This window comes from Roseateles albus (assembly GCF_028595345.1).
In the GTDB taxonomy this organism is placed as follows: Bacteria; Pseudomonadota; Gammaproteobacteria; order Burkholderiales; family Burkholderiaceae_C; genus Paucibacter_A; species Paucibacter_A albus.
The window spans coordinates 116,602-131,798 of record NZ_JAQQXT010000006.1; the positions used below are offsets into that span (position 1 = coordinate 116,602).

13 protein-coding genes are annotated in these 15,197 nt (G+C 63.1%); 2 read left to right on the forward strand and 11 right to left on the reverse strand.

The window, feature by feature from the left end; translation table 11 throughout:
- Window positions 1-30: 30 nt before the first annotated feature.
- A complete protein-coding gene (gene rsmG / locus PRZ03_RS11305) occupies window positions 31-684 on the reverse strand; it encodes a 16S rRNA (guanine(527)-N(7))-methyltransferase RsmG (RefSeq protein WP_273600388.1) in 654 nt (217 codons plus the stop codon).
- 38 nt (window positions 685-722) lie between these two features.
- The gene (gene mnmG / locus PRZ03_RS11310; RefSeq protein ID WP_273600389.1) at window positions 723-2,699 is read right to left on the reverse strand and encodes a tRNA uridine-5-carboxymethylaminomethyl(34) synthesis enzyme MnmG; all 1,977 of its coding nucleotides are present in this window, start codon (window positions 2,697-2,699) and stop codon (window positions 723-725) included.
- A gap of 272 nt (window positions 2,700-2,971) precedes the next feature.
- Between mnmG and PRZ03_RS11315 the strand changes: the two genes are divergently transcribed.
- Window positions 2,972-3,238, forward strand: a complete 267-nt coding sequence (locus PRZ03_RS11315; protein ID WP_263532746.1) for a YkgJ family cysteine cluster protein — start codon at window positions 2,972-2,974, stop codon at window positions 3,236-3,238.
- A gap of 31 nt (window positions 3,239-3,269) precedes the next feature.
- Here the strand turns inward: PRZ03_RS11315 and PRZ03_RS11320 are convergent, their stop codons facing one another.
- From PRZ03_RS11320 to PRZ03_RS11335, 4 genes are all read right to left on the reverse strand, one after another.
- Entirely contained in the window at window positions 3,270-3,491 is a 222-nt protein-coding gene (locus PRZ03_RS11320) for a DUF2061 domain-containing protein (RefSeq protein ID WP_263532745.1), read from the reverse strand.
- Between the two features lie 271 nt (window positions 3,492-3,762).
- A complete protein-coding gene (locus tag PRZ03_RS11325) occupies window positions 3,763-5,877 on the reverse strand; it encodes a peptidase domain-containing ABC transporter (RefSeq protein WP_273600390.1) in 2,115 nt (704 codons plus the stop codon).
- Window positions 5,870-7,120, reverse strand: coding sequence for an HlyD family secretion protein (locus PRZ03_RS11330; protein WP_273600391.1), 1,251 nt, complete (start codon window positions 7,118-7,120; stop codon window positions 5,870-5,872). Before PRZ03_RS11330 ends, PRZ03_RS11325 begins: the two co-directional genes overlap by 8 nt.
- A gap of 336 nt (window positions 7,121-7,456) precedes the next feature.
- Window positions 7,457-8,170 (reverse strand): helix-turn-helix transcriptional regulator, encoded by a 714-nt coding sequence (locus PRZ03_RS11335; RefSeq protein ID WP_273600392.1) that lies wholly within the window; start codon window positions 8,168-8,170, stop codon window positions 7,457-7,459.
- A gap of 160 nt (window positions 8,171-8,330) precedes the next feature.
- On the opposite strand from PRZ03_RS11335, the gene PRZ03_RS11340 reads away from it, so the two are divergent.
- Window positions 8,331-8,699, forward strand: coding sequence for a DUF4902 domain-containing protein (locus PRZ03_RS11340; protein ID WP_263532741.1), 369 nt, complete (start codon window positions 8,331-8,333; stop codon window positions 8,697-8,699).
- A gap of 5 nt (window positions 8,700-8,704) precedes the next feature.
- Here PRZ03_RS11340 and PRZ03_RS11345 read toward each other — a convergent pair whose 3' ends face one another.
- The 5 genes from PRZ03_RS11345 to PRZ03_RS11365 form a co-directional block, all read right to left on the reverse strand.
- Window positions 8,705-10,528, reverse strand: coding sequence for a sensor histidine kinase (locus PRZ03_RS11345; protein ID WP_273600393.1), 1,824 nt, complete (start codon window positions 10,526-10,528; stop codon window positions 8,705-8,707).
- Between the two features lie 24 nt (window positions 10,529-10,552).
- A complete protein-coding gene (locus tag PRZ03_RS11350; RefSeq protein ID WP_273600394.1) occupies window positions 10,553-11,437 on the reverse strand; it encodes a phosphate/phosphite/phosphonate ABC transporter substrate-binding protein in 885 nt (294 codons plus the stop codon).
- 219 nt (window positions 11,438-11,656) lie between these two features.
- On the reverse strand, window positions 11,657-12,850 hold the full coding sequence (locus PRZ03_RS11355) for an ABC transporter permease (RefSeq protein WP_273600395.1): 1,194 nt from the start codon (window positions 12,848-12,850) through the stop codon (window positions 11,657-11,659).
- Entirely contained in the window at window positions 12,847-13,638 is a 792-nt protein-coding gene (locus PRZ03_RS11360; protein ID WP_273600396.1) for an ABC transporter ATP-binding protein, read from the reverse strand. The genes PRZ03_RS11355 and PRZ03_RS11360 overlap by 4 nt, the downstream gene beginning before the upstream one ends.
- Window positions 13,635-15,155 (reverse strand): alpha/beta hydrolase, encoded by a 1,521-nt coding sequence (locus PRZ03_RS11365; protein ID WP_273600397.1) that lies wholly within the window; start codon window positions 15,153-15,155, stop codon window positions 13,635-13,637. The genes PRZ03_RS11360 and PRZ03_RS11365 overlap by 4 nt, the downstream gene beginning before the upstream one ends.
- Between the last annotated feature and the right edge of the window lie 42 nt (window positions 15,156-15,197).

Here is a 15,197-nt window from a genome sequence, read left to right on the forward strand (position 1 = left end):
CGCTGCGCCTGGCAATTTTGTTTACGTGGCTCAGTTTTTTGGCCGAATCCAGATCAAACAACGCTGTGCGTCGAGACCCGGCACCTGAAGTTGTTCCACGTGAAACACATCAAGATCGCTCGGCAGGGCCGCAATCTCTTCAGTCGGGTGCTGGCCCTTCATCGCCAGCCACACAGCACCTGGCTTCAGATGTTGGCGGGTGAGGGTGGTGAAGTCCAGTAGCGAAGCAAAGGCGCGTGAGGTGATCAGGTCAAAAGCCGGGGTGTCCAGCGCTTCGACGCGGGAGTGGACGCCGTGCAGATTCGGCAACTTCAGTTCCGCCGCTACTTGCGTGATGAAACTGGCCTTCTTCAATACCGCATCGACGCAACTCACATCAATTTCGGGATGGCAGATGGCGACGACCACCCCCGGTAAACCGCCGCCGCTGCCGACATCCATCAGACGCAAAGCGCTGCCTGCCGCCTGCTTGCGCAGCGCCGGCAACAAGCTCAGGCTGTCGATCAAATGGTGGGTCAACATCGCTTGCGGATCGCGCAGCGAAGTCAGGTTGTAGACCTTGTTCCACTTTTCCATCATGGCCAGATAGGCCAAGAGCCTATCGACTTGGGCCTCGCTGAGTTCCAAATGCAAGGTCGTTGCGGCGGCGACCAGGGGTGTGCGCAGGCTGGCAATATCAATCATTGATGTCGTGGTCGTTATCTGTGGGGGCTCGATGTTGGTCAGGCGCTGGGAGTCACTGCTGTTTCTTCGGCGCCGAAGCCCTTGAAGCGCTTCTTCTTCAGGTGAACCAGCAGCAAGGAAATGGCAGCCGGCGTCACGCCCGAGATGCGCGAAGCCTGGCCCAGGGTCTCGGGCTTGAGCTTGTTTAACTTCTGGCGCGCCTCGAAGGAGAGGGCGCTGACCTGCGAATAGTCGAGGTCGGCGGGCAGCTTCAGGTGTTCGTAATTCGCGGCGCGGGCCACGTCGTCAACCTGCTTGTTGATATAGCCGGCGTACTTGACGCTGATTTCGATCGCCTCGATCACCGCTGCTGCCAGGGTGTCGCCCAACTCGGCGCTGATTGTTTCACGTGAAACAGTCGACTCCGGTCTTGCAATGGAGGCGACTTCGGCCAAGGTGTCGTAGACAACGCCGGGCCGGCGCAGCAGCTCGATGAAGTTGTATTCGCGCTCCAAGGCCTTACCAACCAGGCGCTCGGCGTCGGCGGCGGGCAGGATGGCCGGGTGAACCCAGGTCGCTTTGAGCTTCTCTGTTTCACGTGAAACAGCGTCGCGCTTGCGGTTGAAAGCAGTCCAGCGTGCATCGTCCACCAGGCCGAGTTCTCGGCCCATCTCGGTCAAGCGCATATCGGCGTTGTCTTCGCGCAGTTGTAGACGGAACTCGGCGCGGCTGGTGAACATGCGGTAGGGCTCGGTCACGCCCTGGGTGATCAGATCGTCAACCAAGACGCCCAGATAGGCCTGGTCCCGGGCCGGCAACCAAGGGCCACGGCCTTGTACTTGGAGTGCGGCATTCAGGCCGGCGAACAGACCTTGGGCGGCCGCTTCCTCGTAGCCGGTCGTGCCATTGATCTGGCCGGCGAAGAACAGGCCTTGGATGTCGCGGGTTTCGAAGCTGGATTTGAGGCCGCGTGGGTCGAAGTAGTCGTACTCGATCGCATAGCCGGGCCGCATGATGTGGGCGTTTTCCAGGCCGGGGATCGAACGGACGGCGGCGAGCTGAATGTCGAAGGGCAGGGAGGTCGAGATGCCGTTGGGGTAGTACTCGTGCGTTGTCAGGCCTTCGGGCTCCAGAAAGATCTGGTGGCTGTCTTTGTCGGCGAAGCGATTGACCTTGTCCTCGATGCTGGGGCAGTAGCGCGGGCCGACGCCCTCGATCACGCCGGTGAACATAGGGCTGCGCTCGAAGCCGGAGCGGATGATTGCGTGAGTCGCCGCCGAGGTGTGGGTGATGAAGCAGGGCACTTGGCGCGGGTGCTGCGAGACGTTGCCCATGAAGCTGAAGACCGGCAGCGGGTTCAGGTCACCGCCTTGCTCCTCGCATTTCGAAAAATCAATCGAGCGGCCGTCGATGCGCGGCGGCGTGCCGGTTTTCAGCCGGCCTTGCGGCAGCTTCAATTCTTTGAGGCGCGCCGACAGGCTGATCGCCGGCGGGTCTCCGGCGCGGCCGGCGGCATAGTTCTGCAGGCCGACATGGATGCGGCCATCGAGAAAAGTCCCGGCCGTCAGCACGACAGCACGGGCGCGGAACTGCAGACCCATCTGCGTGACGGCGCCGACGACCCGCTCACCCTGGCCGTCCGACTCGACCAGCAGGTCGTCCACCGCCTGCTGGAACAGCCACAGATTGGGCTGGTTTTCCAGCTTGTGGCGAATTGCCGCCTTGTACAGAACCCGGTCGGCCTGGGCGCGGGTGGCGCGCACGGCCGGGCCTTTGGAGCCGTTGAGGATGCGGAACTGGATGCCGGCCTCGTCGGTGGCCGCCGCCATCGCGCCGCCCAGCGCGTCGACTTCCTTGACCAAGTGGCCCTTGCCGATGCCGCCGATCGAGGGGTTGCAGCTCATTGCCCCAAGCGTCTCGATATTGTGGGTCAGCAGCAGTGTGGCGCAGCCCATGCGGGCGGCGGCCAGCGCGGCCTCGGTGCCGGCATGTCCGCCGCCGACCACGATAACGTCGAATTCCTTGGGGTATTGCATGAGTGGGTTTGCCTTGAAAAAAGTGGCCTCAGAGCTTGAGAACTTTTTACTGCGCGACCGCCATGCGTCGTTGGTTGGATGCTCGCAATCCTCATGTACAGGAAGTACATTCCGGTTGCTGCGCTCCGCCCGCCTAGCCTGACGCCCGCTCGCTACAAAAGTTCTCAGCCTCTTTGCACTGCGGAAGACGCGCGCGCGGGCAAGCCGCAGATTTTACGCGGGGCTGTGGATAAGTGCCGGTCTGCCGCTGCAACTGGACGGACAATTGCGCGATGAAATGCCGAGATCATTGCGCCGCCTGCTGCATCGCCCCGTCCATCAGCTCGCCCATCCCGGGCATGCCGGTTGTCAATGGCATCTCCAAGCCAGCCGGCGTTCGCTGCGTGCAGCTCGACGAGGCGAACCGCTGCAAGATTTTTGGCCGCCCCGAGCGGCCGGCGGTGTGCGGTTCACTGCAGCCGTCCGAGCTGATGTGCGGCGACAACCGTGAGCAAGCGATGCGCTGGCTGGGGTGGATGGAAGAGCAGACGGCGCCCTGAGTTCTGTCCCGCCCAGACGAAGGTGTTCCGATCAAGCCGGGTTGACCACTTCCGAGGGGCGGCCGCGGCGCGCCCACCAGGCCAGCAAAGCAGGGTGGCCCCAGTACTTCTCAAAAAAGTGATGCATCACGGTGTTGACCAGCGGCTCGATAAAGGTCACGGCGCCCGCGATGGCGATATTGCCGGTCAAGGTGTAGGTGACACCAAAAGAAGTGCCGAGATGGAGGACGCCGAAGCTTGCGGTCTTGGCCATGGTTGCTCTGCCCTTGCTATTGTTGTTGGGGTATCAATAGCTGGACTCTAAATTCAGCGAGCACCAGCGTCCAGTTGGCAAAATCGATGCCGGCCATAGCCGGCGTTGAGGATGCTCTACACAACTCCTCGCGGCGTGTGCTAACGCGGCCTCGTGCGGTCTGCGGCGTTGCATTTCTTGCCAATAGCTACTGCTATTGGCTGCAAAACGCGCCTTGCAGCCCATCCCGATCCGCACTGCACCCACTCGCGCTGAGTTGTGCAGAGCATCCTTAAAGCACCGCTCGGCCAGCCTCTAGCCTGATCACCCGCTCCGCCGCCGCGATGGTTTCGGGGCGGTGCGCGATGACGATGCGCGTCAGTTTCAAGGCTTGCAGCGAGGCATTGACCTCGCGCTCGCGCGCCACATCGAGGGCACTGGTCGCTTCATCCAGAAACAGGAACTGGGGTCGTTTGTAGAGGGCGCGTGCCAACAAGACACGCTGGCGTTGGCCGCCCGACAGGGTGTTGCCCATATCGCCAATCAAGCTTTGAAAGCCCATGGGCATGGCCTTGATGTCGGCCAGCACGCAGGCTCTTTCCGCACATTCCTCGACCCACTTCAGGTCGGCATCGGGGTCGAAGAAAGCGATGTTGTCCTTGATGCTGCCTGCGAACAACTGGTCATCCTGCATCACCGTGCCGATGCGCGCGCGCCAGGCGCTCAGACCGAGCTGTGCCAGCGGCACGCCGTCAACGCGGATTTCACCGGCCAGCGGGCTGTGAATACCCAGCAGCAGCTTCAGCAGCGTGGTCTTGCCGCAGCCCGAGGGGCCGACGATGGCGACCGATTCGCCCGCTGCAACGCTGAAGCTGCAGTCGCTGAGCACCGCCGGCTCGCCGTCTGCATAACGAAAACTCACAGCGTGCAAAGTCAGGCTGCCTTCGCTGTCAGGCGCCGGGGCCGTATGTCCAGCATCGGCTTCGGGTGCCGTCAGCACGATGTCGGCGAGACGCTCACCCTGCAGGCGCAACATGCTGAGCTCCACGCCCTTGTCGATCAAGCCGGCCAGGCGCAGCGTGAACTGTTCCTTGTAGGCCAAAAAGGCGAACAGCATGCCGACCGACAGCTCTCGCTCCAGTACCAAAAGAGCGCCGACCCAGATGATGGCGACCCGCTCAAGCCCAAACAAAAGTTTGTGGCCTACGTCCATCCAGAGGTCGAGCCGGCGCACCGCGATGCCGGCATTCATCTGCTCAACCACCAGATTGGCAAAGGCGGCGCTGCGTTCGGCCTGCGCGTTAAACAGTTTGATCGCCTGCGCGCCGCGCAGCGATTCGAGGAAGTGACTGTTCTGCTTGGCTTCATGCACCAGCGCTTCTTCCGAGGCCTCGCGCAGCGGCTTGAAGAACGCCCAGCGCAGCAGCGCATAGGCGGCGACCGCCAGCAGCGCCAAGCCGCTCAAACGCGGGCTGTAGATCCACATCAGTCCTAGAGTGAGGATGACCATCAGGCCGTCCAACACCGCCTCGGCAAAGCGGGTCGAGAGCGTGCGCTGAATCAGTTGCACGCTGCCGAAGCGTGACCAGATATCGCCGATATGACGCTTCTCGAACCAGGCCAGCGGCAGCTTGAGCAGATGGCCGAACACCTGCGTCAGCCACTGCACATTCAGCGAGGCCGACAGATACAGTACCGCCCAGGAGCGCAGCGCGCCGACGCCGACCTGCAGCAGCACCAGCAGGCCAAAGCCCAGGCCCAGGGTCACCAAGAGATCGCGGTCGGCGCTGACCAGCACGCCGTCCACCACCCATTGCAGTAAGAAGGGCGAGAGCAGGGCCAGCATCTCGAGCGCCAAGGCCAGGCCCAGAATCTGCAGCAGGGCGCGTTTGAGCCCGCTGATGTGGCCGAACAGCTGGCGCCAGCGCAGGCGCGGCGCAGCAGCTTGCGGCGCGAAGCTGTGGCTCGGTCGAAGCTCCAGCGCCACGCCGGTGAAGTGGCGCGAGAGTTCGGTCAGGCGCAGGCGGCGCCGGCCATGAGCCGGGTCGTGAATGATGGCGAAGTCACCGCGGATCTCGGCCAGCACGACAAAATGATTGAAATCCCAGTGCAGCACGGCCGGCAAATGCAGCTGCGCCAAATGTGCCGGCTCAGCCCTCAGCGCGCGGCTGCTCAAGCCCAGATCGGCCGCCATGCGGACCAAATCTGCCATGGTCGCACCCTTCAGCGACAGCGAAAAGCGCGCCCGCATCTGCGCGAGATTGAGCTGGCGGCCATGGTGGCTGGCAATCATGGCCAAGCAAGCCAGACCGCATTCGGCCGCTTCGGTTTGCAGCAGCAGCGGCATGCGGCTGCGGCCGCGCCACCCGAGATGGAGGCGCTCAATCAAGTTCGGCGATTCAGACACGGCGGGCAAGGCTCAACAAGGGCTCAAAAATCCATTCGATCAGGCGCCGCCGCTCCAGCAGCACATCGGCTTCCAACTGCATACCGGCGCTCAAGGCCTGCTCCTGGCCATAGGCCGTGACGGTCTGGCGGTCGAGACCGACGGTGATGCGGTACAGCGGCTCACTCTGCGCGCCCTGGCTGAGGGCGGCGGGCAGGTTCAGCAAGGCCAGCTCGGCCGGCGTCAGCGGCGTGCGTGAGACCTGCAAAACGCGACCACTTTGGCTGCCGAATTTTTGGTAGGGGAAGGCTTGATAGCGCAGATTCACTGCCTGCTGCGGCCGCACAAAACCGACCGCGCTGGATGGTGCGTACAGCTGCGCCAGCATCTGCGCCTGCGCCGGCAACACGCTGGCCAAGACGGCGCCGGCGTTGACGCTCTGGCCCGGCTCGGCCTGCAGCGTGGCGACAACGCCGTCGCTCGGTGCCCGCAAGACCAAGCGGCGCTTGCCCTCGGTTTCTAAGCCGAGGCGATTCAGCTCGGCGCTGTCGCGCTCAATCACGCCTTGCAGCACCTGCTCTTTCAGCGGCAATTGCTGCGCCTCGGCCAGGGTTGCCGCTTGTTCACGCAGCAAGGTCTCGCGCTGCCGCTCCAGCGCTTGGCCCTGGGCGCGCAGGCCCAGCACCTCCTCGCGCTTGGCCTGCACCTGGGCCGCAGAGATGAATTGCTCGCGGCTGAGCTGCTCCAGCCGCGCCAAGGCGGCGTCGGCCAGCGCCTGGCGCTCCTGCTGCAAGCCGGCCTCGGCCTTCAGCAAGCTCAGCTCGCGCTCAATACCTTTGCTTCGCAGCGTCAGTGTTTGCTGCTGAGTGTGTGCTAACTGCCGCTGATGCTCGGCGCTCATCTGCAGGCTTTGCTGGCCAGCCGTCAGGTTCTTGGCGATGGCCTCGGCGCTTTGATTCGCGCTGTCCAGGCTGAGCACAAACAGCACATCGCCGGCCTTGACCGACTGGCCTTCGCTGACCTCCCGCGCCAGCACGGTCGCCGCTTGGGCGCTGCTGACCCGCAGCACACCGCGGTCGGGTAGCAGATAGCCGCTGACGCGCGCTTTGCGGGTGTATTCGGCCTGACTCAGAAAGATGGCCACGGCCACCACCGCCGTGACGGCGGTAAGGCTCAAGACCTTGAGCGAGAGTGGTCGCAGCAGCTGAATGCTGCCCAGCCAGGCTTGTTGTTGGCCTTGGATGGCTTCGGGGCGGAAGAGCATCAGGTTGGTGGGGCCATCAGCCCCATTTCTCCTGGATCAAGCGCGATGACGGTGAATGCTTGGGAATTACCACGAACCCTTCGGCAAGGGATCCGTTGGAGCCCCTTGAGTTTCTGGAGTTCCCGAAGAAGTGCCGCCACTGATGGAGTGCAGCAATTGCGCATCTATTTCCACTGGGCCCTGGTCAGAGGTTGCGGGGAAATTCAAGGACTGAGATTGTTGGTTTTGCATGGCTGATTCCGATTCTGTGGTTTGCGTGCGATCGGCACAGAGTGATTGCAGCAGAGTCAATGGCTTTTGGTAACTGTCAACTCTGACAGGGCGACGCCGGTTCGGTCAGCGAATCAAGCCCAGCCGCATCGCCTTCAGGACGGCCTGGTGCTTGTTGTTGCAGTTCAACTTGCGCATTGCATTGCTCAGGTGCAGCACGGCGGTGCGCTCGCTGATGCTCAGAATTGTGCCCACCTCCCATGCGGTCTTACCGTCCATGGTCCAGCGCAAGGCTTCCAATTCGCGGGGAGTCAGATGGGGTCGATCTATTTGTTGGTCTGGTGGCAAAAGCACGCGCAGTGCTGAGTCCGCCGCGTGAACTGCAAAGAGCTGTAAATCGGCAACCAAGCGAGTCAGTTCTGTGGTGTTTGATGGCAAGGCCGCGCTGCGCTCCATGCCGAGAACAAAGTGCCTACCCTCAGGTAAGTGCAGGGCAAGCGCAATGCCCGTCCGATAGCCAAACCTAGCCTGAGCCTCCCAGAGTTCGGCTGCATTGCTTCGCACATAGGTTTGCTGATCCCAAACAATGGGTACGCTTTGCCGTTTGCAATGCTGCATGACAGGATCACGCTGAGCGAGCTGAGGGCTGTCCGTCGCCGCCCGAAAGCCGCTCGGACAATTGTCAACATTGATGAAATCAGACCTCCCCAAGGAGTGGTCGACCACCGTCATCGCGGAGAAATTGTCAAAGCCCATGGCCTTGGTGAAGTGCTCCAGCTCGCTGGTGAACACAGCCCGGTTGCCCGCCTCAAGCACCGATTGGTATCGCCCGTCTAACATCGAATGCCTCCCTCCATACCAGCTTAGCGCCAATTGGCTGCCAAGCCCATCCGTTGTCTCCCTGACAAGGTTTACAGCTGGTGAAACAACGGTTCAGCTTGCACACTGGCTTCAGCTTGCCCGCGCTTGTTCAGCGTAGTTCACTTCTTATATCAAAAATATGACTCCTGCTTGGATTGTGTACGCATGGCCCAGAGTTTTGTGTGAAACCCAGCACGCCCCCAGTTTGCAATTGGCGCATTTGAGTACGCAGGTGTTGGTCGCCGGCGACGCCGAACACCCGGCCATGGGGCAAACCCTTTGGCAGGGGGCAGATGGCCAAGCCATCGCGGGCGTGGCCTGGGATTGGGTCAGTCTGCCGGCGGGTCTGGTGGCGATGGTCGACCCGATGGCCTTGATCACCAATCTGCAGTTCGTCAACCGTGCAGGGCAAGTCTTGGCGCCTATGGAGTCGGCGCGGCAACTGAACGAGATCGTTCACGCCCTGCCGTGGCAGTGCGAAGTACGGCGGGCGCTGGGCTTGCATTGATGCCTTCATAGCCACAGGGTCACGCAAGTGCCTTGGCCGAGCTCGCTCTCGATCTGCAGCCGCCCACCCATCAGCTCCAGCAATTCACGCACGATGCTGACACCCAGCCCAGTGCCGGGGATGTGGCCGGACGCGTCGGCGCGGAAGAAACGCTCGCCCATGCGGGCCAGGTGCGCGGGTGATAGACCAATGCCGTGGTCCCTGATTTCGACCCCGTAATGAACGCGGCCGTCTTCCGGCTCGTCCACCAGCAGGCCTATCGACACCGGCTCGCCGCCGGGCGAATATTTGTAGGCATTGGAGAGCGTGTTGAGCAGCGCTTGCTGCATCTTCTGACGGTCCACATGGACCGGCATCGCCTGCGCTGAAGGCTCGAACAGCGGCCGCTCGCGCCCCTGCGGCGGCAGGTAATCGCTCAAGACCTGCGTGACCAACTCGGCCAGATCCAAGGTCTCGAACTTGAATTCACTGGCACCGCGCGCCTCGATGCGCGCCAGGTCCAGCAACTCGTTGAGGATGTTGATCATCAGCTTGCTTTGTCGATGGATGCGACTGAGCATGTCGGCGCGCTTGGCATCGCTGAATTCGCGGTGGATCAAGAGCTCGACGAAACCGAAAATGCTGGCCATCGGCGTGCGCAGCTCATGGGCCGCCAGCGTCAGGAACTCCGATTTCATTCGGTCCAGTTCGTGCTGCCGGGTCTCGTCGCTGATGTAGAGCACCAAGCTGACCGAAGACGCCGTTGTCTGGCGCCCGCTGATGGCCAGCACTCTGGGAGGCTCTCCTTTCAGGGTCAGGCCTTGCCGGTTCGGCCCGAAGCTGGCGGCCAGGCCGGCAAAATCGCAGCCTTCTACCGCCAGCTCTCGCAGTTTGGCATCCAGCCCCAAGTCATCCTGACCTAAGACCTCATCTTCACGCAGGCCGGTCATGCGCAGAAAAGCTTGGTTGGTGAACTCGACCTTGCCGGCGCGGTTGAAGGTGAGCAGGCCGTCCGGGCTGTTGGTGAAAATCGCGCCCAGCTTGTCGTTCTGCGCCGCCAATTGTTTGGCTTGTTCTCGGTGTGTCTGGATGCCGTCGGTCAACACGATCTGATGTTGCTGCAGCAGCATCGACGCATCATTGAGCGCTCGCTGCAGGTCTTGCATCTCCAGCGGGCCTTCAAGCCTGAGTGGCGCGGTGCCGACGTCATCGGCCAACTCAACCGCGAAGCGGCGGGCCTCGTCAACGCTTTCCATTGGACGACGCAAAAAAAGCATCAACAGGGGATAGCAGAGCAGCACCGCCAGCAAGGCCACCAGCGCCGTATTGCGCCAGATCGCCAGGCTTTGCCGACGCAAGTCGCTCAAATCATAGTCAAGCTGTATCCAGGCGAGCAACTGCTCATCGGTCTGCACAGGCTGCCAGACCGTCAGCATGGCGCGCTCGGTGTCCAAGGAGAGTTGTGGATTTTGAACCGCGGGCAAGGGCCGCTGCCCCAGTGGGTCCGCAAAGCTGGCCTGTGGGCTTTGGCCTGCCTCGTGGACGACCTGGGTCAGCGGCTGACCTTGCGGGCTGAAGACGTTCAGCCGCCGCACATCGCCCATCGTCGCGTAGGACAAGGCCAACGCTTCGACCCCGTCAAGGCTGCCGATCAGTATCAAATTGGTGGCCGCCTCACCTAGGCTGCGGGCTAAGAGCTTGGCCTGCGCTTCGACGGCGCCACGGGCGCGCGACTCTTGTTGCAGGGCGGTGAAGCCGCCGAGCATGGCCAGCGCCAGAATCAACAGCAAACTCATCACCAGTGCGAGTTGGTGCTTGAAGCGCCGTGGCCACATGCGTCGCAACTTCATGCCGGAGTACAGCCCTTGGCTCATTCAGTCCGAATCTTGGCTGAGGTACTTTTCGAGCCGTAACTTCGCCAGTGGACGGTAATCGCGCTCAAAGTCTGCCGCGACCGGCTTGGCCATTGGGATGTCTTTGAAAAGAGCTTGCAGCGCCGGATCAGCGGACATTTTGAGCATCGCCGCCGCCACGGCCTGCGCCTGTGCGGCCGGCACCCGGGGGTGGGCGCTGAAGGGGTGGGGCGCGGCACCTTGGGTTTCCATCAGCACGCGCAGGCCTGCCTGCACCGCCTCGGGCTCTTTGTCCAGCGTCCCCCGCAGGCCGCCGCTGGCCGCCGTTTTGCCGACCAGGGTCAAGCGGTAGGCATTGGAATGCGTTTTGGCATAGATGGGCTTGATCTGCACGCCCTCTCCCTCGGCCAGCTGCGCCCGGATCAAGAGCGAGGCGCCCAGCGCGTTCGGGGCCGGAAACGCCAGCTCCTTGCCTTGCAAGTCTTGCACCGACTTGATCGGGTCATCCTTGCGCACCAGCAGCAGACCTTTCAACATTTTGCTGTCGCGCAGCAGCGGCCGGTAGCCCTGCGCAGCATGGGCCAGCAACTGGTGATAGGGGTTCATATAGGCAAAGTCCGGGCGGCCGCTGGCCAGCTCGGCCTCGAAAGCGGGGATGTCCTTGACCAGCTTCAGAGTCAGTTGCAGGCCGGCCTCTTGGCCAAGCTTTTCCAGCAGGGGCGCCCAGATACGTTGAATCTCGGCGGCCTGGAATTGCGGCACGATATAGACGCTGTAGCTGGGTTTCTCGGGCGCGGCCTGCGCTCTGAGCGGTCCGGCCGCAAAGCCGCCAAGCAGCAGTCCGCACAGCTGCAGCGCCAGTGTCAGCGCTGACCGCCGGTGTCGAGCTAATTTGCATTTCTCCATGCGCGTCTCCGATGCATGAGTCCGGACCGACGCGGCGCGCCTAAGCCCTCAAAGCGTCGTTGCATTATGCGCATGGGTAAAAATGCGGGGCAAGTAAATAGCTGGCGAAACCGACCCTAACTGCAGCGGCCCCAGTCTGCCGGCCCTGCGCAGGCACAAGGAGTCCTCAGGACTATTTAGCTGCGACCTAACTTGGGTACAAGTTAGTCTTCGCTGAAACTACGTTTTGTGTCCGGCTACGGCCAGGCGCATGGACTTGGCGACGAAGAGTAAACAGCCTACCGTCAAGGTCGCGCCTACCAAGACTCCCGGCATCACTTGCGCCCAGCTCAAGGCCTCGCCCTTCAGCACCAGCATCATCAGAGTGTTCTGAGCAAGACCTGGCACCCATAAATACCAGGCTGCGTCGCCGCCGGGGTTGAGCATGCTGACCATGGGCGCCAAGCCCACCAGCGTGACGATCAAGCCGCTGCCGGCCTGCGCCTCTTTGAAGGTCTTGGAGCGAATCGCCATGGCCATCAAGACCGCGCCCAGGCCCGCCGCCAGCGGCAGCTGCAAGAGCAAGAAGGCGAACACCTCGTACCAGCCGAACTGGAACATCGCTTGCAAGCTATCGCTCCTGAGCAGCCATTGCGCCGGGATGAAGCTCAGGCTGGCCAGCAGCGCCACCAACAGGCCCAGCAAGGCCACCGCGCCCCATTTGCCCAGCACCAGGGCCAGGTGTTGCACTGGGTTCATCAGCAGAGGCTCCAGCGAGCCGCGTTCGCGCTCGCCGGCGGTGCTGTCGAGCGCGGCCGTTAGCGCGCCGTAAAGCACCGCCATGATGATGAACATCGGGATGATGCTGGTGATGCGGGTGGCGCGGGCCTGGGCGCTGGCCAGGTCACGCTCTTCCACCAAGACCGGCTGCAGCAACTCGGTCGAGACGCCGCGCAGTGCCATATTCAGCGTCGCGCGCTCGCGGTTGAAGCCGCCCAGCAAGCGCCCCAGGCCTCCCAGGCCGGTGCTGGCCCGCTGGTTGGCGCTGTCGCTGACCAACTCCACGGTCGGCTGCTGGCCGGTCAGCAATTCCTTCTCAAAGTCTTTGCCGATCACCAGCACCGGCTCCAGCAACTTGGTATTGCGCAACTGAGCCTCATAGTCGGCCGGGGCGGCCTTGATGGTGTAGGTCTGGCGCTCCAGATAGTTGCGCAGGCTCGGTGCATGCTCGATGCCGGCCACCATCACTTCGCGCTTGTCGGCGCGCTCCTCCAGCGAGGAGATAAAGCCCGACAGCGCCAACAGCAGCAGCGGCCCCATCAGCACGGCCGGCACCATCAGGCGCAGCAGCGTACGGCGGTCGCGCAGCGCATCCAGCACTTCCTTGACAAAAACGATCCAGAAATTCTTGCTCATGCTTGCTGCTGTGCTCATGCCGCCGCTCCCGTTGGTTCATGGTGAAAGGCCAGCTTGACGAAGGCGTCTTCGAACTTACGCTCGCCGGCTTGTTCAAGCAACTGCTCAACCGAGCCCTCGGCGACGCTGCGCCCATTCGCCACGATCACGACGTGCTCGCACAGCTGCTCCACCTCTTGCATGATGTGGGTCGAGAAAATGATGCATTTGCTGCCGCCTTCTTTCGAACGCAGATGGCGCAGCGCCTCGCGCAAGGCCCGCGTGGCCAGCACATCTAGGCCATTGGTCGGCTCGTCCAGCACGATATGCGCCGGGTCATGTACCAGCGCTCGGGCCAGCGCCGTCTTCATCCGTTCACCCTGGCTGAAGCCCTCGGCGCGGCGGTCGAGGATCTTGGTCATCTCCAAGAGCTCGGCCAGGGCCTCGGCGCGAGCATTCGCCGCATCTTCTTCCATGCCTTGCAGACGGCCGAAGTAGATGATGTTCTCTCGCGCCGACAAGCGCGGGTAGAGGCCATGGGCGTCGCCCAGAATGCCCATGCGTGCCAGCGCTTGGCGCGGCTGTTCGGCCACCGTGATGCCGTCTACCGTGATGCTGCCGCTGTCCGGCGTGAACAAGCCGCCGAGCATGCGCAGCGTGGTCGTCTTGCCGGCGCCGTTGGGGCCGAGCAAGCCTGTGATGCGGCCATCGGGCGCGTCCACCGTCACCGATTTGACCGCTTGCACCAACAGCTTGGCTGGCCGCTTGAGCAAGGAGCCGCCACTCTTGGCGATGAATTGTTTGCTGACGTTCTCTATGCGGATCATGGCTGTTGAACCTTGCTGGCCTGCACTGGCAGGAAGGCGCCGGGGCGCGGGATCTTGCTGGCGCAGGCCGCGTCCTGCGGTAGCGCCAGCGCATCGGTCTTGGCGTCAATAAAGCGGAACAGCAGCTCACGCATGCAGCCCACACCCATCACGCCATGGCCGGCCTCGGGCACGACGATGTGCTGTACCAGCTTGGGGTTAGCGCCTGCCAAGGCCTTGGCTGCGCGCTCGCCATGGCGTGGCGGCGTGGCCGGGTCGGCGCCGCCGCTGAGCAGCAGCACCGGCGAGGGGGCCGGCGGCATGCTGAAGAACTCAGCCGCGATCTGCGCGCGCGGCCAATCTTTGCAGACCTGTGTGTAGAGCTGGGCGTCACCGCGCCCAAAGTCTGCGCCCGGCGGGTCGCCGGCCTTGTCCAGGCGCGGTACATCCTCGGCGCACACGACCGAGAAATGCATGCCCATCGCCAGCCGGCTGGACTTGCTGCTCGCCAATGCGCCGCTCAAGCCCATCAAGCTTTCAAAGCGCCCTTCGCCGGCGGCGTGGATGGCGGCGGGCAGGGCGGACGTCAGCGCCGGCGCATACAGCGGCAGGCGCACGCTGCGCAAGAGCATGTCGCGGCTCAGCGTGAAGCGCTCGTCTTGGCCGGTCAATGGGTGCTTAACGCTGAGCTGGCGCGGCATGCTGTGCAAGAGGCCGGCCCATTGCTGACGCAGCTGCGGGAACTGCTGAGCGCAGGCCGGCTCTTTCTCACAGGCCCGCAAGCTGGCATCGAGCGCGGCCTGGCCGTCGGTCGAGAAGCTGGCAGGCAAGACCATGTCCGGCGGCGCAACGCCGTCCAGCACGGTGCGCCGCACTTGCACCGGGAACAGGCGCAGATACTCCAACCCGGCCCGCGTGCCATAACTGGCGCCGATCAAATTCCACTGCGCAGCCCCCAGAGCCACCCGCACCGCTTCAAAATCTTGCATCGCAATGGTGGTGGAGTAAAAGCGCAGATCGCCGTGCGGCAGCTTGGCCAGGTCTTGGCGACAGGTCTCCAGCCGCTTGAGCTGTGCGCTCGCATCGAGCGCCTGTTCGAAGGGCAGCTCGCGTTCATCGGCACATTGCAGCGGCGCCGATTTGCCGGTGCCGCGCTGGTCGATGAAGACGATGTCGCGCCGGTTATTCAGCCGCGCCAGCCGGCTCATCATCATGGGGGCCACCGCAATCGCGCTCTGGCCGGGGCCGCCGGCCAGCATCAAGACCGGATCGGGCTGCTTGTTGCGCGCCATCGCCGGTACGACGAGGAAGTGGATGCTTATCTGCGTGCCAGCCGGCTCGGCCGGATTCAGCGGGCGCTGAATGCTGCCGCACTGCAGCTCATTGGGCATGCCCTCGATGCGGCAGGGGCTGGTGATGCTCTTGCTAGGCGCGCTAGCCGCTGCAGCGGGCTTGCCGGCAAAAGCGAGGCTGAGCGCCAGGCCCAAGGTCGCCCCGGCGCACGCGGCTCGGTGCAGCAGTTGTTTTCGGTATCTCATATCCGTCCTCCAGTATCTTCAGAGCTATTCTGAGCTGGAGCG